Below are 20,489 nucleotides of genomic sequence, written 5' to 3' on the forward strand. Positions count from 1 at the left end.
CCGCTTAACGTGACGGTATGCCGCAAACACACACCCACCACGAACACGACCACCACCAGAGCGGCGCCGAGGGCGGGCAGGCGGAAATCCTCGACCTGGACGCGGAGGTCCTCGCCGAGCACATCGCCGCCATCGTCGAGTGGCTGCCCCTGGAGAGCGACCCGCGTCGGATCGTGGACCTGGCCGCCGGCACGGGAGCGGGCACCTTCGCGCTCCTCGACCGCTTCCCCGAGGCGCACGTCATCGCCGTCGACGCCTCGCCCGAACACCTGCGACGCCTGCGGGAGAAGGCGCACGCCCGCGGTGTGGACGAGCACGTGCACGCGGTGTCGGCCGACCTCGACGACACCACCTGGCCCGACCTCGGCACGCCCGACCTCGTGTGGGCGTCGGCGTCCCTGCACCACCTGGCCGACCCCGACCACGCCCTGCGAGCCGTCCGCGACCTGCTCGCGCCCAACGGCCTGTTCGCCGTGGTCGAACTGGCCGGCCTCCCCCGCTTCCTGCCCGAGCACGCCCCCGCCGACCGGCCCGGCCTGGAGGACCGCCTCCACGCCGCGGCCGACCGCCTCCACGCCGAGCACCTGCCCCACCGCGGGGCCGACTGGGGAGCCCTGCTGACCGCCGCCGGGTTCGCCATCGCGGGCGAACTCGCCGTCGCCGTCGACATCGGGGGAGCCCGCGACCCGGCGATCGGCCGCTACGCCCTGGGCGTGTTGCAGCGCGTCCGCCGTGCCGTCGCCGGGGAGCTCTCAGCGGAAGACCTCATCGCGCTCGACCGGCTGCTCGACGCCGACAGCCCGCACGGCGTCCTGCGCCGTGACGACCTCGCGCTGCGCACCGAGCGCACCGCCTGGGCCGCCCGCCTACGTCCCTGAGGTGAAGGCGGCGATCACGCCGGGGACGAGCACGGCGTTCGCACTCGCCAACGCCGCCCGGGCGGCGGGCTCCGACGTTCCCGCCCGGTGGATCGAGACCCGGTTGTCGGCGATCCGCACGTCGCTGATCGCGCTCCACGGCAGGGCGCCCCCCGGCAGGTCGATGCCGCCCCGGGACACCGACAAGCCACCGATGTCGACCGTCTCACCCCGGCGGATCCGGTCGACCAGCCGGGCCACCAACCGCGGTTCGAGGTGGCGCTGCGACAGGCTCACCAGGAACGCCCACGCCTCGGGTGGTGGGGCGTCCTTGCCGTCGGTGACGAACTCCAGGTCGATCTTGTTCGCGAACGTCGCCGGGTACGCGCCGACCGAGAAGTACCAGGTGGTCTGCCGCGAGCCCAAGCCGAGGAAGCGCTTCGTCGAGACCTGGGAGGTGAGGTACCGGATCCACTCGACCCGGTCGAGCGCGATCGACCGGTCGCCGTAGGAGATCGCCCGGGCGTCGGCGTGCAACCGCCTCGACTCGATCTCGGTCTCGAAGCCCTCCCCCGGACCGTCCGCGGTGGCGAGGTAGTCGGTGAGCCAGGCGGGCACCCGGTCGCGCGGGTAGGCGGCCAGGTCGTTGCGGTAGTGCTCGGGGGCCAGCAGGTCTTCCGGCGGGAACGGCTGGTCGCCGTAGTCGTACTCCACGGTCGTCTCGCCGAGGTGCGTGACGCCCAGCAGCAGGCGCCACCACGGCCCGGCCGGCATCCGCGCCGCGACCTCGCGCTGCGCGCGTGCCAATGCCACCACGGCTTCCGGCGCCGCGACCACGTCTCCGGGCCGGTCGGTCCAGAACCGCACCCGGCCCACCTCGGCGGACGCGGTGACCGCGAACACCGCGCCCAACCGCCGCCACCCCGGCGGACCGGACAGCGCCAACTGCCGGACGATCGGCTCGATCGACCTCGACGCCTGCTCGGCGATCGCCTCCTCCGGCGGGGTGTCGACGATCGTGAAGCTCTGGATCTCGCCTTCCGCCTGGAGCCGCACGGCCGCCCACTCGACGTCGACCAGGTCGTTCGCGGCGCGCTCCTCGGCGGTGAACTCGTCCTCCGCCTGCCCCGGCGGGACCGAGCTCGACGTCTCCTCGATCCTCCCCGAGTCGCCCACCAGGAAGACCGACCGGCCCACCGGCAGGTCCAGGAACGCCATCGGGTCGCTCTCGTCCACCTCGACCGGCGCGTACACGCTCCACCCGGCCTCGAAGCGATCCGCGACCAACCCCTCGGTCGGGTAGTCCAGGCGGCGGGACCTGATCCACTCCACCGCCAACGCGATGGCGGCCCTCGCGTCCACGACGGCCGTGCCGCCGTCACCACGGTCGTCGCCGTCACGGTCGTCGCCGTCACGGTCGTCGTCGGCCACATCGGCGCGGTCGTGGAACGGGTGCTCCTCCGGGTCCTGCCCGGCGAACACCGTGCCGAACCAGTCGTTCTCGAAGGCCATGCCGAGGCGGTCGAGCACGCGCCGGTACGCGGCCGTGGCCGCCGCGTCGAGGTCGGTGGAGGCCGAGCCGCGCCGTTCGGCGTCGAGAGCGAGGCGTAGCAGGGCCTGGGCGTCCCGGTCGTCGGGTGACGAAGTCGCCAGCATCGCGTCCAGGAAGTCCTCGGCGGCGTCCTCGGCCGCGAGTCGGCGCAGGACCGCCAGGTCGGCGTCACCCAGTTCGGCGCGGCGCACCGCGACGAGCCGCGGGTACACCTCGGCGACACCGCAGGCGCGCCACGGGGACGCCTGCTGGACGTGGGCGGCGAGGGTGTCGGCCAAGCGGGTCGCGGCGTCGGTGTCGAGTTCGTCGAGGTAGTCGCACAGCGCCTCGCCCGGGACGAGCAGCCACCCCGCGGTGTCCACGTCAGGAAGGTTCGCCGGGTCGACCGGCGGCCAGGTCCGCCACACCGCGGTCGGGGACGACTCCGTGCCGCCTTCGTCGTCGTCCGGCTCCAGGAACTCCATGAAACGCCGGGCGGACCAGGAGTCCGGGTGTCGGGCGACCAGGTGACCCGCGCCGCCCAGCAGGCCGCCCAGCTCGCGCAGGCGGCCGGTCAGCCAGGCGGGGAAGTCGCGCTCGTGCAGCAAGGCCCGGGCGAAGGCGTCGACGGCCTGCCGGTCGTAGGCGGCGGCACGGCGGGGTTGGCGTGGCCGGGCGAACCGGCTGAAGTCCGGGCTGCTCTGCCCGGTGTAACCGCTTTCCCCGGTCGGCCGGCCCGCGCCGAACCAGAGGCAGGCCTCCTCGAACCGCGAGCGCGCGTCCTCCGCCGGTCCGCTCGCCGACACCTCCTCGACCTGCCCGCACCCGCCGACCAGGAACACCGACCGCCGCACCGGGCCGGGCGAGTCGTCCGCCGGGTCGGGGTCGGCGACCATCACCGGCGCGAAGACGCACCAACCACCCCGGAACTGCTCGGCCCGCAGGTCCTGCGTCGGGTAGTCCGATCCTTCGGACCGGATCCGCTCCGCCACCAGGGAGATCGCCCGCGCCGCGTCCATCGCCCGTCCTTCCGCGCTGCCGGCGGTTCCGTGGCAAACCGCACCGGAGTCGACCGTCGCCAACCTAGCGGATCGGAAAGTGCGCGTGCGCCGTGATGAAGCGGCAGTGGATGAGCCTTGCGGCACAGCGGATGCGCGCCGCATGCCGGCACGATGTCCGAACCGGCGCACGTCCTGGCACGTCCGGTCAGGTGGCGGCGCACGGACGCCCGCCCGTCCGCCCTCGCCGCCCGGGTGGACGGCACGTGGTGGGTGCTGCGGCTCGGCTCGGCTGACACCGAGGCCGACGATGCCGTCGACTTACCGGCCGGGAGCACGTCGGAGGCACTTCGCGCGTGTTGTCGAGTCGTTGCACGTACGTGTGCCGGTTCGGATTACACCACTCGTTCGGGGCGAAAGGGCGGCTACTGGGTGCCGTCGCGCGGGCACGGCCGATGGACGCGACTCTCCGAATCGGTGAACCAGCACGTGCGACCTGGTGGTGAAGGGCTGCACACGTCGATGGTGGTGGCGTCGTGATGTCCACGCTGACGAGTCACCGACCAGTGTCGCGTAACGCTGTCTCCTTCCCCGTGCCGGAGGTTGTCGATGGTCAAGGGTCGAAAGCTCAAGGTCATGCAGTTCAACATCTGGCTCGGCGGCAGCGAGGTCAAGGGCGGCCGGGCGGGTATCGCCGACACCGTCGCCGCCGTCGAGCCGGACGTGGTCACGCTCAGCGAGTCGAACCGCAAACGGGTGGCCGCTCTCCTGGGTGATCTCGCCGAGCGCGGGCTGACCTACTTCGACGACGAGAATCGGAAGGATCCAGCGGTGATCTCGCGATACCCGATCATCGAGCACACGTCGTTCCCGTTCTGGTCGAAGGCGGTCGTCTCGGTCGGTGGCACCGAGATCGCGACCTACTCCGGGCACTTGGAGTACCAGTACTACGTCACCTACCTGCCGCGCGGCTACGGCGGCGGCACACCGCCACCGCTGGAGACCTCCGAGTACGGTTGGAAGCAGATCCCGACCGGTCCCATCACCGATGCCGCCCTGATCATGCGGCTCAACAGGGCCTCGGGACGCACGAAGGTGACGAAGACCGTGCTCGCGGACGCCGCGAAGGAGCGGTCCAAGGGGCGGCTGACGCTGCTGGCCGGTGACTTCAACGAGCCCTCCCACCGGGACTGGGACGACCGGACCCGCTACCTGTTCGACCACAACGGCGCCAAAGTCGTCTGGTCGACGACCAAGGCGATCGAGGACGCCGGTTTCCGCGACAGCTACCGCGAGATCAACCCGGACCCCGTCCTCACGCCGGGCTTCACCTGGCCGAGCGACAACCCCGGTGCCCGCGTCAAGAAACTCACCTGGGCGCGGAAGTCCGACGAGCGCGACCGGATCGACTTCGTCTTCTACTACCCGGACAAGCGGCTCCGGCTCCTCGACAGCATCCTCGTCGGACCGCCCGGCGCCATCGTCCGCAACAAGCGCGTCCAAGAGTCGGGCAACGACAGGTTCTGCCGTCCCACCTGGACCTGGCCCACCGACCACAAAGTCGTCCTCAGCACCTTCCGGATCACCGCGCGCTGAGCGCCCGTACGGTTTCCTGGACTTCCGCGACGGGCTCGTCCTCCAAGGCCGGGACGTGTTCACCCGCGCGGTGGATGATCCCGACACGCTCGCCGACCTGCCCCTGTCCCGCCCGGACGAACCGGCGGGGCCGGGTTGGCACTGGTCCGACGACGACGCGTTCCGCGAGCACCTGCCCCGGCTGTCCTCGATGTTCCTGCCCTGAACCCCGACCCCGGCCGGGAGGAGCTAGTTCGCCTCCCCCGTCAACGCGAACGACCGCAGCCGCCGGGTGGCGCCGACCGTGCCCACCACGACGAACACCGACGCCATGACCACCGCGGTCGGCACCGACATCGTGGAGGAGATCAGCGGGGTGTCGCCGATCGCGTCCGCGATGGCCGTCGCGTGCTGGCGGATGCTGAACACGCGGGCGCCGTCGACGAACGACACCAGCAGGTTCTCCCACAGCACGATGTAGACGAGGCCGACCGCGACCGGCCGCTTGGTCATCACGCTCAGGGCGAGGAACAGGGCGCTGTAGGCCAACGCGCCCAGGGCCGTGCCGACGACCAGGCCGACCGCCAGCGGACCGGAGCCCGCGATCAGGGCCGCGACGGCCAGCGGCACGGCGGTGGCCACGGTGGTCACCAGCCAGGCCACCAGGAGCTTGGACAGGATGATCTCCGAGCGCGGCAGCGGCTTGGTGATCAGGTGGGTGATGGTGCCGTCGTCGATCTCCAGGCCGAGCGCGCTGCTGCCGATGATCAGCGCCGTCAGCGGCAGGAGGACCGCGAGCCCGAGGTTGGCGAAGACCAGCGGGCCCCAGTCGGACGGGGTCTCGCGCTCCTCGCTGGTGACGGCCAGCAGGGTCAGCCCGATCAGGATGATCGGCATGGGGAGCAGCAGCAGCACGCGCCTGCGGCCCAGGAGCGCCCTCGCGGTGAGGCGGATGATCGTCGGGTTCATGTGGTCACCAGGTAGGAGAAGACCTTCTCGAGGGACTCGTCCGAAGGCAGGATCGTGGTCAGCCGGACGTCCCGCGCCTTGGCGATCTTGGCCAGGGCCCGGGTGAAGGCGCCGTAGTCGCTGGTGTGCACCTGGAGACCCGCCTCGGCGATGCTCACCCCGGAGACCGACGGTTCGGCCATCAGCGCGGTCGCGAGGAGGCGGTCGTCGGAGGAGGCGATGGTGAACACGTGCGGGCGGGTGGTCATCAGCCGCCGGATGTGCCGGTAGTCCCCGGAGGCGGCGAGCCGGCCCGCGACGATCACCTGCACGGTGCCGGAGAGCTGCTCGACCTCCTCCAGGATGTGGGAGCTGAACACGATGGTCCGCCCGGCCCGGGCCATGCCGTCGAGCAGCTCCATCATGTGCATCCGCTGCCGGGGGTCCATGCCGTTGAACGGCTCGTCCAGCAGCAGCACGTCCGGGTCGTGCACCAGCGCCGCGGCGACCCGGCTCCGCTGGCGCATCCCCTTGGAGTAGCCGGAGATCCGGCGGTCCTGCGCGTCGCGCAGGTCCACGGTGTCCAGCGCGGCGCGGGCGGCGGCCTCCGGATCGGGGAGCTTGTGCAGCTTGGCGCTCGCCAGGACGAACTCCCAGGCGGTCAGGAAGCCGGGCACGCTCTCGCGCTCGGTCACCAGGCCGAGCTTGCGGTACAGGGCGGGGTTGGCCCACGCGGGCTCACCGCCGACCACGACCCGGCCCTGCGACGGCGCCAGCAGGCCCGCCATCAGGTGCAGCACGGTGGTCTTGCCCGCGCCGTTGGGTCCGAGGAGACCGGTCAGGCCGGGTCCGATCGACAAGGTCACGTCGTTGACCGCGACCACGTTGCCGTACCAGCGGGAGACGCCCGCGAGTTCGACGGTGTTCATGACTTCACCCCTCTGTACCGCCACACCGCGACCGTCGTGCCCAGTGCCGCCAGCGCGACCGCGACCAGGCCGTACACCGGCCCGAACGAACCGATCGAGACGAAGTCGACGTCCACTCCGAACAGCCACTGGTCCACGCCGTTGAGCAGGCTCGTCGGGTCGAGCAGCCCGGCGAGCGAGCCGGTCGGACCGGAGCCCAGCTCGCTCAGGACGGCCGAGATCGGGGCGGTGAGCAGGAAGACGCCGATGATCATGCCGCTGGCGAACACCCGGCGACCCGACAGCGACGCGATCGGCAGTCCGAGCGCCGACAGCAGCACGGCGTGGATGGCCGCGGCGAGGAGACCCACGAGCAGCCCGCCGAACTCCTCCAGCACCCCCGCGACACCGTCGTCGGTGCTGAAGGCCATGCCGATGAACATGATCAGCATGGGCGCGGCGAGCAGCAGGAACGTCGCGGTGGCCAGCGCGGCGACCTTGGTCAGCGCGTAGCCGGACCGGCTCAGCGGGCGGGACAGGTACAGCTGGAGCAGGTTCGTGCGCAGGTCCACCGACACCAGCTCGGGCGCGACCACGGCGACGAACACCGTCGCGGCGAAGGTGAAGGTGGAGGCGATGCCGACGTAGTCGAGCACCGGCTCGGGCAGCTGGCTGTTGATGATCACGATGATCAGGGAGGCGATGCCGGCCAGGCCGACGAGCCCGATCGGCAGCACCTTCGCCCACGGGCTGCGGCCGAGGCCGTAGGCGCTGCGGACGCTGTGGACGTACAGCGCGCGGGCCGAGTAGCCGGGGCCGAGCCTCGGTCCGGTGTAGCGCTGGTAGCCGATGTCGTGGATGACGCCTGGCTCAGACATGGGACACCTCCTCGGCCGGGCGGTCGCGGAACAGGTCGGCGACCTGGTGCCGCTGGCGTTCCAGCCGGTGCAGGCTGAGGTCGAGGTCCGCGACGGCGTCCCGGATGAGGTCGTACACCGCGCCGTCGTCCTCGCCGAGGCGGACGGTCAGCACGCGGTTGTCCCGGCGCACGTCCACGCCGCCGGTGCTGAGCGCGGCGGCCAGCCGCTCGGCGCCCTCGTCCACCTCGACGACGAGCAGGTCGTTGTGCTCCGTCATCGACGACAGCGTCGCCGAGCGCAGCAGGGTGCCCGCGTCGATGGCCACCAGCGACGTGCAGATCCGCTCGATCTCGCCGAGCAGGTGGGAGCAGACCACCACCGAGATGCCGAACTCGGTGCCGATGCGGTGCACCAGGTCGAGCATCGCCCGCCTGCCCGCCGGGTCGAGCCCGTTGGTGGGTTCGTCGAGCAGCAGCAGTTCGGGGTCGTGGACCAGCGCCTGGGCGAGCTTGACCCGCTGCTTCATGCCGGTCGAGTACCCGCCGATCCGGCGGTAGCGCTCCTCGTAGAGCCCCACGTGCCGCAACGTCTCCGACGCCCGCTCCCGTGCCGCCGCGGCGGGCAGGCCGCTGACCCGCGCCATGTGCGTGACGAACTCGGCGGCCACCATGTCCGGCGGCAGGCAGTCGTGCTCGGGCATGTAGCCGACCTTCGCCCGGACCTGCTCCCCGTCGGCGATCGGGTCGAGGCCGAGCACGCGGATCCGCCCGCTGGTGGGCGTGAGCAGCCCCAGCGCGAGCTTGATCAGCGTGGTCTTCCCCGCGCCGTTGACCCCGACCAGGCCGACGACACCCGCCTCGATGGCCAACGTCAGGTCCGCCAGGGCGGTCACCTTGCCGTCGTAGCGCATTCCCAGCGCGGTGGTCTCTATGAGTGGCACACGAGGACCTTACGGGCGTCGGCCACCCGCTACATCCGGCCGACCCCTGAGCCGGCGGCCTCCCGACCCTTAGGGGTGATCGGCGTGGTGCAGGTCCCGGAAGTCGAGGACCCGGTGGGCCACCGCGTCGAGGAGCGGGCGGTCGTGCGAGATGGCCAGCACGCCGATCCCCCGGGAGTCGACGGCGGCGCGCACCAGCTCCCAGACCTCGACCTGGCTGATCGGGTCGAGGCTGGCGGTGATCTCGTCGGCCACGAGGAAGCACGGGTTCGCCAGGAGCGCCCGCCCGAGGTTGACGCGCTGGGCCTCGCCGCCGCTGATCTCGTGGGGGAAGCGGTCCAGGAGCGCCGGCGGCGCCAACGCCGGGTCCAGCCCGTCGAGGACGTCGTCCGCGACGCCCGTTTCCGCCAGGCTCCGCCGGATCTTCCAGAGCGGGTCCAGCGCCGACGACGCGTGCTGCGAGACGAGTTGCACGGGATTCGCCGTTCCCGGTCCGGGACGCGGCGCCCGTCCGTCGGCGGAGACCTCGCCGCGGTGCGGGCGCAGGACCCCGGACAGCAGCCGGCCGAGGGTGCTCTTGCCCGCGCCGCTGGGGCCGTGGAGGCCGACGACCTCGCCCGGTCCGACCGACAGCGACACCCCTGCCACCACCCAGCGGGACTTCTTGGAGTAGCGGAACCACACGTCGTCGGCGCGCAGGGTCATGAGCCCTCCAGGAGGCGGAACCCGTTGCCGGGCAAGGCGTGCCACAGGGCCCGGGTGTAGGGGTGGGTCAGGTCGTCCGCGCGGAAGTCGGCGGGGCGCGCCTCGTCGACGGTGCGGCCGTGGCGGCAGATGACGACCCGGTCGGCCACTTCCAGGGCGGCGGCGAGGTCGTGGGTGATGAGGACGACGGCGCGGTCCTGGTCGGCGATGCGCCGCAGGTCCGCGAGGGCCGCGCGGACCGCCTCGGGCGGCAGGCCGGGGGTCGGTTCGTCGGCGATGACCAGCGCGGGATCACCCATCAGCGCCATGGCGGTCAGGACGCGCCTGACCTGGCCGCCGGACAACTGGTGCGGGTGCTGCCGGCGGACTTCCGGGCCCAGCCCGCGGGCGTCGAGCGCCGTGCGGGCGACGACGTCCGGGGACGAGCGCCCGGCGAGCTCCGCGGAGCGGCGGACCTGGCGGCCAACGGGGGTGACGGGGTCGAGGAACGTCACCGACTGGGGCAGCAGCGCGATGTCGCGGCCCGCCCGGTCGCGGCGCGCCGCCGGGTCGAGGACGGCGCCGTCGAAGCGCACCGTGCCGCTCTCGACGGCGTTGGGCGGCAACATGCCCAGCACGGCGTGGGCGAGCAGGCTCTTGCCCGCGCCGCTGGCGCCGACCAGGGCGACGAGCTCGCCCCGGTCGGTCGTGAGGTCCATGCCGGACAGCGCGGTGACGGTGCGGCGGCGCAGTCCCCGGTCGTACTGGGTGAACGAGACGGCCAGCGAGCGGATCTCCAGCAGCGGGGTCGCCGGTGCGGTGGTCACAGGTGGTGGCTCCTCGGGTTGACCAGTGACCGCAGGTTGTCGCCGATGCCGTCGACGACCTTGACCACCAGCAGCAGGCACAGGCCGGGCAGCACGGCGAGCCACCACGCGCCCGCGGAGAGGAAGCGCATGGACTCGGCCAGCAGGATGCCGGTCGAGGGCTCGGCGGGGTCGACGCCCAGGCCCAGGAACGACAGCGCCGCCTCGTGCAGGATGGCGTGCGGGAAAAGCAGGACCAGGCCGACCAGGAAGTGCCCCGTCAGGTGCCCGGCGACGTGCCTGCGGGCGACCCACCACCGGCCGCGCCCCAACTGGACCGCGACGGTCGCGTACTCGGAATTGACCACCTGCTTGGCCTGTCCCCGCAGCACCCGGGTCAGGTGCGGCCAGTGCGTCACCGCCACCGCGATGACCACCGCGTCCGTGCCGCCGCCGAGCGCGAAGGCGAGCAGGAGCAGCAGCACCAGGTGCGGCAACGCCGTGAACAGGTCCACCAGCCGGCCCACGACGGCGTCGACCTTCGGCCCGCCGACCGTGGCGGCGCAGGCCAGGACGAGGGCGATCACCGCGGAGATCGCGGCGGCGGTCGTGCCGACGACCAGGCTCATCCGCAGGCCGGACAGCACGCGGGCGAGCACGTCGCGGCCCAGCCAGTCGGTGCCGAACCAGTGCCCGGCCGAGGGTGCGCGGTTGCGCTCCCCCAATGAAGTCGTCCGCGCGGCGTCCTGAGCCCACGAACCGGCGACGAGAACGCCGAGCACCACCACCGCGGACACGCCCAGCAGGGCCAGGGTGCGGGTGCGGCGGTCGATCCTCGTCAACGCCGGCCGCACGACCGGGGTCATCGCTTCCTCCGCACGTCGACGAGCCGTGACCTCGGGTCGAGGACGGCGTGCACGCGGTCGCCGACGAGGTTGCCGGTGAACACCAGCACCGTGGTGAACAGCGCGATCCCCAGCAGCAGCGGCACGTCCTGCCCCAGCGCCGCCGTCGTGGTCGCCGCGCCCAGCCCCGGGTAGGAGAACACCTGCTCGGCCAGCACCGAGCCGCCGAACAGCTCCCCGATCGAGCCGAACTGGAGCAGCAGCGCGGGCGCGGCGGCGTTGCGCACCACCCGGTGCAGCACGAGCCCCGGGCCGCGTTCGCCCTGCGCCCGCGCGAAGGCCACGTGGTCCGACGCCAGCGCCTCCACCACGGCCTGCCGCGTGTGCAGCACCACGGGCGCGATCCCCACGACGCTCAACGTGAGCGCGGGCAGTGCCAGGTGCGCCAGCCGGTCGCCCAGCCCCACCTCGTCGGCGGGCACGCCGATCGGCACCGCGCAGCACACCGGCGCCCAGTTCAACGACACCGCGAACACGTACAGCAGCAGCAGACCGACCCAGAACGTCGGCGCGGACGCCAGCGCGTACGAGAACCAGGTGATCGCCCGATCGGCGAACCGCCCCCGGCGCGCGCCCGCGACGAGTCCCAGCACGAAGCCGACCAGGCCGGACAACAGCCACGCCAGCGCCATCAGCGCCAGGCTGGTCCGGAACTTGTCGCCGATCACCTCCAGCACCGGCCGGTTGAACGTCAGCGAGAACCCGAAGTCCCCGCCCAGCAGGTTGCCGAACCAGCTCAGGAACCGCTCGTGCGCCGGGGCGTCCAACCCCCACCGCTCGGCGATCAGCGCGCGCTGCTCCGCGCCCAGCGACGCGATGTCCGCGCCCACGTAGGCCGCCACCGGGTCCACCGGCGAGTTCACCACCAGGACGAACGACCCGACCGCGACGGCCGTCAGCAGGAGGATCAGGCGCGAGGCGTGTGCCGCGACCGCGACCACCACCGGACGTGACGTGCGTTCGGCGGTCAGCACGTCCACCTCCACCCCGTGATGCCCTGCGTGATCGGCCAGCCGTGCCCGTGCGGCTCGACCTGGAGCGGCCCGAGGTCCAGGCAGGCGTCGACGTAGTAGGTGTGGTCGAGGTTGACCAACCACGCCCACACCGCGTCGGCCCCCGGACCGAACTGCCTCTGCGCCGCCTTCCAGTGCGCGGTGGCCTGGTCGGGGTCGATCGCCGCCAGCGCCGCGTCCAGCTCGCCGTCCACCACCGGGCTCCGGTACAGGGCGGGGTTCCACAGCTCCACCCCCGCCCGCGCCGACGAGTACAGGTTGACCATCTCGGTCGCGTCGTGGCTGCCCCAGCCGAACAGCACCGGGTCCGCGTGCATGCGGGTGCGGATGACGTCCCAGCTCTCGCCCTTGGCGGTGACCTCGATGCCGACCGGCTCCAGCATGTCCGCCACGGCCAGCGCCAAGCCCTGCCGCACCGAGTCCCCCGCGGGGTACAGCAGCGGGAACTCCGCCCGGACGCCCCCGCGTTCGCGGACGCCGTCACCGTCGGCGTCGACCCAGCCCGCGGCCTCCAGCGCCCTCTTCGCCCCTTCCGGGTCGTTGTCCGTCACCGCGGCGGACGGCTCGTGCCAGGGCAGTCCGTCGACCGGGCCGGTGGCCGGGCGGCCGAAGCCGTTGAGCACACCGTCCACCAGCGCCCGCCGGTCCAGCGCCACGTTGACCGCCCGCCGCACCGCCTGGTCCGACGTCACGTCGTTCCCGATCGGCCGTCCCCCGGCGGTCCTGCGGCCCTCGTCGGGGAGGAAGGGGAACACGATGCCCCGGTTGTCGACGGACTCCACCCTCGTCAGCCTCGTGCCGGGGATCTCGCCGGTGGCCGGCGACGACGGCAGCGCGGCCAGGTCGACCTGCCCCGACCTCGCCGCGGCCAGGCTCGCGTCCTCGCCCGTGAAGACGAACACCACCCGCTCGAACGCGGGCTTCACGCCGTAGTAGGCGTCGTTGCGCCGCACGATCAGCTGCTGGCCCTCGTCCCACTGCTCGAGGACGAACGGCCCGGAGCCCACCGGCTTGCGCGCGTAGTCCGGCCCGTGCGCGTGCTCCGGCACGATCCCGAGCGACACCAACCGGTTCACGAACGTGCTCTGCGGCTTCGTCAGCCGCAGCTCCACGGTGTCCTCGTCCACGGCGACCGCCTCCCGCAGCACCGTCACGTCGGTCAACCCGCCACTCCTGGACGCCGCCGTGAACGTGTAGGCCACGTCGCGCGCGGTGACCGGGCTGCCGTCGCTGAACCTCGCGTCGGCCCGCACGTCGACCGTCCACACCAGACGGTCCGGGCTCACCTCGTACCGCGTGGCCAGGTCGTTGACGAGGTCCAGGTCCGCGTCGCGGGCCAGCAGCGTCGAGTGGAACAGCGGCGAGCCGTACCGGCCCCAGCCCAACGTCGGGTCGTAGCCCTCCGCGGACTCGCCGCCGATCGCCAGCCGCAGCTCGGTGGGCGTGCCACCGGACCCGCGGTGCGCTTCGGTCGAACACGACGCCAAGGCGATCCCCGCGACGACCGCAGCCGCCGCGCGGAACCGGGCAGACCTGCGCACGGCACTCCCCTCGATCATTATTGCCCAAGGTAGGCAACAAGCAGTAGCTGGCATTAAGTCACACCATGATCGGGACCGCCATCGGATGTGATCTCCACATCACCGCTCGCCCGGCGCCGCCGGCCGCGAAGCCACCGCCCGCGAAACCTGTTGGCGGACCACGACGACCGCTGCTAGGTTTCCGACGGCCGTGCGAGAGACCGAGGAGGTGGTACCCGTGGACGTTTCGACATGGGTGCTCCCCTCAGGGGTCACGGTCGGGCGGTAGGTCGCCCGGGAGCGCCGTTCGCGAGCACTCCCGAAAGGCACGACCATGCGATTCACCTCTGAACAGCGCTTCGACGACGGCGTCCTCGAACGCGAGTTCGTCCTCGACGGGATCCCCGGCATCCTGTGGACGCCGGTGTCCACGTCGGCGACCGCGTCCGCACCGGCGCCGCTGATCCTCGTCGGCCACCCCGGCGGACTGCCCGGGATGCGCCCCCGACTGACGGCCCGGGCCCGGCACGCCGCGACGGAGGGCTTCGCCGCGGCCACCATCGAGCTCCCCTGGGCCGGTGACCGGCCGCGTGACGCCGCCGCCGACCAGGCCCGCGCCGACCTGCGCCGGGCGTTGCGGGCCGGTGAGCCGGTCGACGACGACATCGTCGACCGGCTCGTCCTCCCGCTGGTCGACCAGGCCGTCCCGGAATGGCGGGCCGCCCTGGACGCCCTCCTCCCCCTGCCCGGGCTCGGCGGCCCGGTCGGGTACTCGGGAGGGGTGATCTCCATCGGCGTCCGGCTGGCGGTGGTCGAGCCGCGCGTCTCGGCCGCCCTCCTGTTCGCGGGCAGCTTCGTGCCCCGCGCCATCGTCGAGGAGGCCCGGCGGGTCACCATCCCGTTGCAGGTCCTGCTTCAGTGGGACGACGAGGGCAACGACCGGCAGGCGGCCCTGGACCTGTTCGACGCCTTCGGCTCCGCGGAGAAGACGCTGCACGCCAACATGGGCGGGCACACCGGTGTCCCGCGGTTCGAGGGTGACGACGCGAACCGGTTCTTCGCCCGGCACCTGAGGTGAGCGTGGTCCGGGTCACCTGACCGCGCCGGTGCGCGGACACCTGTCCTCCCTGCTCCCGTGCACGACCGATAACATCCGACTTTCGTCGAATCCCGGATGGAGTGGCCCGTGTCGGAGGAACTTCGGCGTGCGCTGGAGGCGGAGCTGGCCGGGCAGAAGGCGGCGGCGCTCGCACCCGTCGTCGAACGGCTGTCCGCCCGCTACCGCGAAGGTGGCGCGGCGAACGAGCCGATCCTGCGCACCCGCGCCGACGCGAGCGCGTACGCCGCGTACCGCATGCCGGCGACGTACGCCGTGCTGCGCCACGTCCTCGGCGAAGCCGCCGCCCAGCGCCCGGACCTCGCGCCGCGCACGCTGCTCGACGTGGGCGGCGGCACGGGCGCGGCGCTGTGGGCGGCGGTCGAGACCTGGCCGGGACTGACCTCGTTGACGGTGTTCGAGCAGGCCGAGGAGGCTTCGCGGCTCGGGTCCAGGCTCGTCGCGGGCGCGACGAGCCCCGCGCTGCGGTCCGCGCGGTGGGTCCGGGGCGTGCTGGGACCGACGACCGCCCTGCCCGGAGCGGAGGTCGCCACCCTGTCCTACGTGCTCGGCGAGCTGCCGGAAGCGCTGCGCGACGAGGTGGTCGACGCGATGGTCGAAGCCGCGGACACCGTGGTCGTCGTGGAGCCGGGCACGCCGGCCGGGTACCGGCGGGTCCTCGCGGCGCGGGACCGGCTGATCGACGCGGGCCGGTCGGTCGCGGCGCCGTGCCCGCACGAGGCCGCGTGCCCGATCGCCGGGTCCGACTGGTGCCACTTCTCCGCCCGGGTGGCGCGGACGTCGTTGCACCGGCAGGTCAAGGCGGCGACCCTGGGCCACGAGGACGAGAAGTTCGCCTACGTCGTCGCCACCCGCGTGCCGGGTCCGCACGCCGGGAACCGGGTCCTGCGCCACCCGTTGCGCCGCAAGGGGATGGTCCAACTGCGGCTGTGCGCGGGGGACGGCACGATCCAGGACCGCGTGGTGAGCAAGCGCGACCCCGACGCCTACCGCGCCGCGCGCGACGTCGAGTGGGGCGATCCCTGGCTGTGACGGCGGGGTCGGCCCTACGAGGTCGCCCGCCGCGAGGCCAACGGCTCCCGCGGCGGGCGACCATCCACATGCGACACCGAGGCCTAGCGACCGGACAGGCGCCAGGTCTGGTTGCGCGGGGTGCTCTGGCCGGTGGGGTTGCAGGTCCACTGGTGCACCACCGCGCCGGGCGTCGTGGAGATGCTGTTGACGTCGACGCACTTGCCGCTGTGCCGGGCCGCGAGCTGGTAGTCGTCGGGATCGCTGCCGGAGTAGGTGACCTTGCGCAGGGTGAACTGCTGGTTGGCACCGCTGTTGCACGCCCACTGGATGACCGCGGCGCCGTCCGCGGTGGACGCGCCGTTGACGTCCAGGCACTTGCCCGACTGCTGGTTGGCGACCGTGTAGGTGTCGGCGAGCCCCGCCACCGGGCTGAAGTTCCACCGCTGCTCGTCACCGGCGCCGCAGGCGAGCTGCTGCTGCTGGGTGCCGTCGGCCGTGCTGCGGTTGGGGTTGGTCAGGCACTGCTGCGAGTGCTGGGCGACCGCGGTGGACTGGAAGGAGCCGCCGCCGGTGTCCGAGGGCGGCAGGAGCGTGATGGTGAACGACTCGTCGACGTTGGAGTGCGGCAGGTTCACGGTGGTCGCGTTGGCGGACAGGGTCACGACCGTGTTCAGGACGGTCACCGGACCTTGGACCGCTCCACCGTTGTTGTACGGGATGCGTTCGGCGAGCACCCGGACCTGGTTGTTCACCACGAGGCCCTCGGTGGCGTCGAGGCGTTGCAGCCGGACCCCGATGTTGCCCGTCGTGCGACCGCCACCGACCAGGACCTTGGCCTCGGCCGACGTCTTCGTGGCGAACGCGTCGTAGGACTGGCTGGGCGTGACGTTGACGACCTGCCCGGTCTGCGAGCCGTAGAAGCGGTAGACCCACCACTCGCCCTTGGGCTGGTGCACGCCCGCCGAGTTGCGGACCAGCAGGTTGCCGAGGTCGTTGTGCAGGTTCCCCGCGCTCGCCCAGTTGGCGCGCAGGCCGTCCGCGCCCGCCCGTTCCAGCCTGGCGATGTACCAGGAGCCGTCGCCGGGGTTCTGCTCGTTCGACGCGCCGTACTCGTTGATCTGGTACGGCCGCGGGTGCGGGATGCCCCGCGCGTCGAGGGTGGCGTTGGCCGTCGCCACGTTCGCGACCGGGTCGCCCGGCAGGGAGTGCCAGCTGACGATGTCGGGCACGGCGTTGTTGGCCCGCGCGAAGTCCAGGTACTGCGTCCACCACCCCGATGACGACGGGACGCACGCGCAGCTCGGGCCGACGATCGGCTGCGTCGGGAACTCGGCCCGGATGCGCTGGTAGGTGCGCCGCCACAACTCGAAGTACTGCGACTGCGGGCGGTTCCAGAACAGGGTGATGTTGGGTTCGTTCCACAGGTCCCACTGCACCGGCGCGCCCGTCGCCCGGACGTCGTTCACCAATCGGGTGAGGAAGGCGTCGTAGTCGCTCCAGTTGCCGTTGTCGCCGGGGAACCTGGAGATCGGGTAGCCGTCGGCGCCCCACAGGTCGTGGACCAGCAGCACGAACTCCCCACCCAGCGACCGGGTGCGCAGGAGCTGGGCGCGGGTGGCGTTCCACCGGCGGTCGTACTTGCCCGAAACCCAGCCGCCCGGACCGTCGAGCTGGGCGCCGCCGGCACGCATGTAGCGGAACTTCACGTCGCGGTAGAAGTTGTCCGCGGGGCCGGACGCGTTCTCGGTCATGCCGTAGATCCAGCCCGACGCCCGGTAGGTCGGCGAGGCGCCCGCCACGGAGAAGTCGACCGAGATGGACTCGTCCGCCGCCTGCGCCGGTGCGGTGAACGCGACGGCCGACGCGGCGACGGACGTGGCGACGCTGACGAGCGTGATCAGTCTCCTGAGGCTGACGCCCCTGGTTGTGGTGTTCACACCTGACTCCTCGGGCAGGGGAAGGGATCCCGGCACGACACCGGGTTGGTCGAGCGGCGCGGCGCCGGCCGGTCGCGCGGCGGATCGGCTCCGGGTGCGGCCCTACGGGACGTGCCACGCCTCGACCGGCGGAACACCGGGGCGGAGGAGCGGTGGGCGCGGCGCGGTCCGGCACGCGGACCGTGCGCCAGGCGCGACGGGGACAGTTCGCCGTTGAACCATGATGACTCCGAACGGGTCGGGCAACGCTGGTCGAACCGGTTCGATCGAGTCGTCAGCGTAGGCGCTGGAAGTGCTTCAAGGCAACAACTGTGCCTGTCGAATTGATTCGACTGCATCCCCTGCACTGTCCGGTTGGACCCGTGGCGCGGGTCGACTCGCCGGTCGTGTGGTCGGGTGCGCGCCACTGGGCTGACGTGCCGCGTCGGGCAGGCCGAATCCCGGACCGATGAAGGCGCCGGTGGTCGACGATGTCGCGCATGAACTCGTTGCAGGTGAGTCGTGCGGTGCCGGGACCTCCGCGGACGTCGCGTGTGCGGCGGTGGTCGGCGGTGGTCCTGCTGGTCGCCGCCATCGGACGGTGACGATGGCGCTCGGGCGTCGACGCGGTGAAGGTCGTACCGGCGGTCGTGGGCGGTGTCGGGGCGGCGGTGGCGTTGGCCGTCGCCTACCGGCGGCAACGCCTCAACGAGGTGGAGGCCTACCGCGAGGACGCCAAGGTGCTGCTCGACCGCTTCGGCAAGGCCGGCGGGCGCCCCGACCCCGCCGGTCTGCGATTACCGCCGCCGCAGGCCGCAGGGCAGGAGGGATGAAGGCGAGCACGGAGCCGGGGACGGCCGCCCGGAAGCGGCCGTCCCCGGAGGTCTTGCGTGGTGCGACCCCGAGGGTCAGCGGTTCGCCACCCGGCTGCCAGGGGTCGGCTGGACCCGCTCGAACCGCACTCGGTTCAGGTAGCCGGGCAGGTCGCTGAGCGCGTACAGCTCACCGCGCGCGTCGGTGGCGATCGCGGACGGTTGGGTGGGGAGGTTGCCGATCACGGCGGACTCGTAGCCGCCGTCGAGCTTGGGGCGCACGGCGAACACCCGGGTCGAGCAGTAGTCGGCCGCGACGTAGGTGCCCCACGCCTCCGGGGTCCGGGACCCCCGGTACACCACGCCGCCGGTCACCGAGCAGTTGTCGTTGTAGTGGTCGTACTCGTAGACCGGGTCGGTGTACCGCCCGCCCGACCGGCACTGCTGCGGGTCGAACACCGGGGTGCCCTCCCGGCAGGACCAGCCGAGGTTCGCGCCGCCCTGCCACGGGCGGATGTGGTTGATCTCCTCGACCAGGCCCTGGCCGACGTCGCCGATCCACAGCGAGCCGTCGACCGGGTCGATGGAGAACCGCCACGGGTTGCGCAGCCCGTAGAGCCAGATCTCCGGACGCGCGCCCGCCACGCGGACGAACGGGTTGTTGGAGGGCACGCAGTAGGGCTTGGGCCCGCAGGCGCGGTTGACGTCGATCCGCACGATCTTGCCGAGCAGGGTGCCGAGGTCCTGACCGGACTTGAACGGGTCGTACGCGCCGCCGCCGTCGCCAAGGGACCAGTAGAGGTAGCCGTCGCGACCGAACGCCACCTGTCCGCCGTTGTGGTTGCCGTACTCGGCGTGCTCCTGGGTGAGCAGCACCTGCAACCGCCCGGGAGCGCCGATGGGCACCCGCGCCAGGGTCAGCGCGCCGGCGGGCAGGCTCGTGTACGCCACGTAGAGCATCCCGGTCCGGGCGAAGTTCGGCGCGGGCGTGATGCCGAGCAGGCCGCGCTCGTTGTCCGACGGGTCGATCCGGTCGGTCAGGTCGAGGACCGGCTCGGCGGCCAGGCCGGTGTCGGGGTGGTAGGCACGGACGGTGCCCTCCTTCTCCGCGATCAGCATCCGGCCGTCCGGCAGCCCGGTGATCGCGATCGGACGCCGCAGACCGGTCGCCACCTGTTCGGACGCCACGGTCAGCTCGGCGACCGGCACCGCGCGGGTGTGGGGTGCGTCGGCCGAGGCGACGCCGCCCGCCGACAACGGGGGCAGCAGGAACGCGGACAGGGCCAGGATGAGCAAGCCGGCCAGCAGGGTGACCGGGCGACAACGCCGTCGCAACATGGTTCGGCTCCTCTAGCAGGGTGAGAGACGCATTCTGGGAGCGCTCCCAACCTACCGCGACTTCGCGATGGCGGCCACCCCCGATCCGGCCGGGGAGACGATCACCGGCAGCCTTCCGGCGAAAGCGCGCCACAATAACCGCGGCTGAATTGCGCGAATTTTCGGGACGACCCGGTTCCGGCCCGTTCGGAATCCCGCACCCCGACCAAGAACTCCCGGTCCCACCGAGCGGCGACGGATGGCGCACGCCACGAATCCGCCACTCGGACCACGGCGTCGACGCCCGACCGCGACCGAATCGCGTGGTGTGCAAACTACACCCGCTCCCGAGCACTTCGCCGCGAGTACCGCGCGATTAACCCGAAAACACCTGTCAAACCCTCGGACAGGGCCCTCCGTTCGAACCGCCCGCACTCACCCGAATGACCGCGCCAACACCTTTCCCGAATCGTTTGGAATAGCTTCGACGGGTCTTGTCGGTGTCCGAACAACCTGCTTAGGGTCGCACTGCCGAGCCCCACTCCGAACCGAATGAGGAGGAAGCCATGGACTTGACTTTCGACGTCGAGGACCTGGTCCTGGATGAATTGGCCGTGACCACCATCGCCGACGCGAGGTACCAGGACGGCGACCCCGCGGTCGCGACCGTGTCCTGCTCGTGCTGCGCCGAGACGAGCCCGTACATCGCCAAGAAGTAGTCCCGGTCCGGTGAGCCGACGTGGTCGCCACAACGGACCGCGCGTGGCG

At 72.2% G+C, this 20,489-nt stretch carries 19 protein-coding genes; 7 read left to right on the forward strand and 12 right to left on the reverse strand.

Annotation, left to right across the window (positions count from 1 at the left end; genetic code table 11):
- The first annotated feature begins 17 nt into the window (after positions 1 to 17).
- Positions 18 to 878: a class I SAM-dependent methyltransferase gene (locus tag ACQPYE_RS22190; RefSeq protein WP_498714085.1), complete on the forward strand. Its 861-nt coding sequence runs from the start codon at positions 18 to 20 to the stop codon at positions 876 to 878.
- Here the strand turns inward: ACQPYE_RS22190 and ACQPYE_RS22195 are convergent.
- Entirely contained in the window at positions 867 to 3,407 is a 2,541-nt protein-coding gene (locus ACQPYE_RS22195) for a hypothetical protein (RefSeq protein WP_498714087.1), read from the reverse strand. The genes ACQPYE_RS22190 and ACQPYE_RS22195 overlap by 12 nt on opposite strands.
- A gap of 588 nt (positions 3,408 to 3,995) precedes the next feature.
- On the opposite strand from ACQPYE_RS22195, the gene ACQPYE_RS22200 reads away from it, so the two are divergent.
- Positions 3,996 to 4,982: an endonuclease/exonuclease/phosphatase family protein gene (locus ACQPYE_RS22200; protein WP_498714089.1), complete on the forward strand. Its 987-nt coding sequence runs from the start codon at positions 3,996 to 3,998 to the stop codon at positions 4,980 to 4,982.
- Between the two features lie 16 nt (positions 4,983 to 4,998).
- Complete coding sequence (locus tag ACQPYE_RS22205; RefSeq protein WP_498722964.1) at positions 4,999 to 5,187, forward strand: DUF4240 domain-containing protein; 189 nt, start codon at positions 4,999 to 5,001, stop codon at positions 5,185 to 5,187.
- 23 nt (positions 5,188 to 5,210) lie between these two features.
- On the opposite strand, the gene ACQPYE_RS22210 is transcribed toward ACQPYE_RS22205, so the two are convergent.
- The 9 genes from ACQPYE_RS22210 to ACQPYE_RS22250 form a co-directional block, all read right to left on the reverse strand.
- Positions 5,211 to 5,930 carry an ABC transporter permease gene (locus ACQPYE_RS22210; RefSeq protein WP_498714090.1) on the reverse strand — a complete coding sequence of 240 codons (720 nt, stop codon included), beginning with the start codon at positions 5,928 to 5,930 and terminating at the stop codon, positions 5,211 to 5,213.
- Entirely contained in the window at positions 5,927 to 6,838 is a 912-nt protein-coding gene (locus ACQPYE_RS22215) for an ABC transporter ATP-binding protein (RefSeq protein WP_498714092.1), read from the reverse strand. The genes ACQPYE_RS22210 and ACQPYE_RS22215 overlap by 4 nt, the downstream gene beginning before the upstream one ends.
- Entirely contained in the window at positions 6,835 to 7,695 is an 861-nt protein-coding gene (locus ACQPYE_RS22220; RefSeq protein WP_498714094.1) for an ABC transporter permease, read from the reverse strand. The genes ACQPYE_RS22215 and ACQPYE_RS22220 overlap by 4 nt, the downstream gene beginning before the upstream one ends.
- Positions 7,688 to 8,617, reverse strand: a complete 930-nt coding sequence (locus ACQPYE_RS22225; protein ID WP_498714095.1) for an ABC transporter ATP-binding protein — start codon at positions 8,615 to 8,617, stop codon at positions 7,688 to 7,690. Before ACQPYE_RS22225 ends, ACQPYE_RS22220 begins: the two co-directional genes overlap by 8 nt.
- Before the next feature lie 69 nt (positions 8,618 to 8,686).
- Positions 8,687 to 9,322 (reverse strand): ABC transporter ATP-binding protein, encoded by a 636-nt coding sequence (locus tag ACQPYE_RS22230; protein ID WP_498714097.1) that lies wholly within the window; start codon positions 9,320 to 9,322, stop codon positions 8,687 to 8,689.
- Entirely contained in the window at positions 9,319 to 10,128 is an 810-nt protein-coding gene (locus ACQPYE_RS22235; RefSeq protein WP_498714100.1) for an ATP-binding cassette domain-containing protein, read from the reverse strand. The genes ACQPYE_RS22230 and ACQPYE_RS22235 overlap by 4 nt, the downstream gene beginning before the upstream one ends.
- Positions 10,125 to 10,973 (reverse strand): ABC transporter permease, encoded by an 849-nt coding sequence (locus tag ACQPYE_RS22240; RefSeq protein WP_498714102.1) that lies wholly within the window; start codon positions 10,971 to 10,973, stop codon positions 10,125 to 10,127. The genes ACQPYE_RS22235 and ACQPYE_RS22240 overlap by 4 nt, the downstream gene beginning before the upstream one ends.
- Positions 10,970 to 11,986 carry an ABC transporter permease gene (locus ACQPYE_RS22245; RefSeq protein WP_498714104.1) on the reverse strand — a complete coding sequence of 339 codons (1,017 nt, stop codon included), beginning with the start codon at positions 11,984 to 11,986 and terminating at the stop codon, positions 10,970 to 10,972. Before ACQPYE_RS22245 ends, ACQPYE_RS22240 begins: the two co-directional genes overlap by 4 nt.
- Positions 11,980 to 13,584, reverse strand: a complete 1,605-nt coding sequence (locus tag ACQPYE_RS22250; RefSeq protein ID WP_498714106.1) for an ABC transporter substrate-binding protein — start codon at positions 13,582 to 13,584, stop codon at positions 11,980 to 11,982. Before ACQPYE_RS22250 ends, ACQPYE_RS22245 begins: the two co-directional genes overlap by 7 nt.
- Before the next feature lie 295 nt (positions 13,585 to 13,879).
- On the opposite strand from ACQPYE_RS22250, the gene ACQPYE_RS22255 reads away from it, so the two are divergent.
- The gene (locus ACQPYE_RS22255; RefSeq protein ID WP_498714108.1) at positions 13,880 to 14,623 is read left to right on the forward strand and encodes an alpha/beta hydrolase; all 744 of its coding nucleotides are present in this window, start codon (positions 13,880 to 13,882) and stop codon (positions 14,621 to 14,623) included.
- A gap of 108 nt (positions 14,624 to 14,731) precedes the next feature.
- Positions 14,732 to 15,694, forward strand: coding sequence for a small ribosomal subunit Rsm22 family protein (locus tag ACQPYE_RS22260; protein WP_498714110.1), 963 nt, complete (start codon positions 14,732 to 14,734; stop codon positions 15,692 to 15,694).
- 83 nt (positions 15,695 to 15,777) lie between these two features.
- On the opposite strand, the gene ACQPYE_RS22265 is transcribed toward ACQPYE_RS22260, so the two are convergent.
- A complete protein-coding gene (locus ACQPYE_RS22265; protein ID WP_498714112.1) occupies positions 15,778 to 17,613 on the reverse strand; it encodes an RICIN domain-containing protein in 1,836 nt (611 codons plus the stop codon).
- 608 nt (positions 17,614 to 18,221) lie between these two features.
- Between ACQPYE_RS22265 and ACQPYE_RS22270 the strand changes: the two genes are divergently transcribed.
- Positions 18,222 to 18,425, forward strand: a complete 204-nt coding sequence (locus tag ACQPYE_RS22270) for a hypothetical protein (protein ID WP_498714114.1) — start codon at positions 18,222 to 18,224, stop codon at positions 18,423 to 18,425.
- A 75-nt stretch (positions 18,426 to 18,500) separates the two neighbouring features.
- On the opposite strand, the gene ACQPYE_RS22275 is transcribed toward ACQPYE_RS22270, so the two are convergent.
- Complete coding sequence (locus ACQPYE_RS22275; protein ID WP_498714116.1) at positions 18,501 to 19,742, reverse strand: PQQ-dependent sugar dehydrogenase; 1,242 nt, start codon at positions 19,740 to 19,742, stop codon at positions 18,501 to 18,503.
- A gap of 545 nt (positions 19,743 to 20,287) precedes the next feature.
- On the opposite strand from ACQPYE_RS22275, the gene ACQPYE_RS22280 reads away from it, so the two are divergent.
- Positions 20,288 to 20,440, forward strand: coding sequence for a hypothetical protein (locus ACQPYE_RS22280; RefSeq protein WP_498714118.1), 153 nt, complete (start codon positions 20,288 to 20,290; stop codon positions 20,438 to 20,440).
- Positions 20,441 to 20,489: the final 49 nt, after the last annotated feature.

This window comes from Actinosynnema sp. CA-299493 (assembly GCF_050946825.1).
Classification (GTDB): domain Bacteria; phylum Actinomycetota; class Actinomycetes; order Mycobacteriales; family Pseudonocardiaceae; genus Actinosynnema.

Bases quoted from the DNA above. Each gene is read 5' to 3' on its own strand.
- ACQPYE_RS22190 (WP_498714085.1), top strand. From the start codon at position 18: ATGCCGCAAACACACACCCACCACGAACACGACCACCACCAGAGCGGC.
- ACQPYE_RS22195 (WP_498714087.1), bottom strand. From the start codon at position 3,407: ATGGACGCGGCGCGGGCGATCTCCCTGGTGGCGGAGCGGATCCGGTCC.
- ACQPYE_RS22200 (WP_498714089.1), top strand. From the start codon at position 3,996: ATGGTCAAGGGTCGAAAGCTCAAGGTCATGCAGTTCAACATCTGGCTC.
- ACQPYE_RS22210 (WP_498714090.1), bottom strand. From the start codon at position 5,930: ATGAACCCGACGATCATCCGCCTCACCGCGAGGGCGCTCCTGGGCCGC.
- ACQPYE_RS22215 (WP_498714092.1), bottom strand. From the start codon at position 6,838: ATGAACACCGTCGAACTCGCGGGCGTCTCCCGCTGGTACGGCAACGTG.
- ACQPYE_RS22220 (WP_498714094.1), bottom strand. From the start codon at position 7,695: ATGTCTGAGCCAGGCGTCATCCACGACATCGGCTACCAGCGCTACACC.
- ACQPYE_RS22230 (WP_498714097.1), bottom strand. From the start codon at position 9,322: ATGACCCTGCGCGCCGACGACGTGTGGTTCCGCTACTCCAAGAAGTCC.
- ACQPYE_RS22240 (WP_498714102.1), bottom strand. From the start codon at position 10,973: ATGACCCCGGTCGTGCGGCCGGCGTTGACGAGGATCGACCGCCGCACC.
- ACQPYE_RS22250 (WP_498714106.1), bottom strand. From the start codon at position 13,584: ATGATCGAGGGGAGTGCCGTGCGCAGGTCTGCCCGGTTCCGCGCGGCG.
- ACQPYE_RS22255 (WP_498714108.1), top strand. From the start codon at position 13,880: ATGCGATTCACCTCTGAACAGCGCTTCGACGACGGCGTCCTCGAACGC.
- ACQPYE_RS22275 (WP_498714116.1), bottom strand. From the start codon at position 19,742: ATGTTGCGACGGCGTTGTCGCCCGGTCACCCTGCTGGCCGGCTTGCTC.
- ACQPYE_RS22280 (WP_498714118.1), top strand. From the start codon at position 20,288: ATGGACTTGACTTTCGACGTCGAGGACCTGGTCCTGGATGAATTGGCC.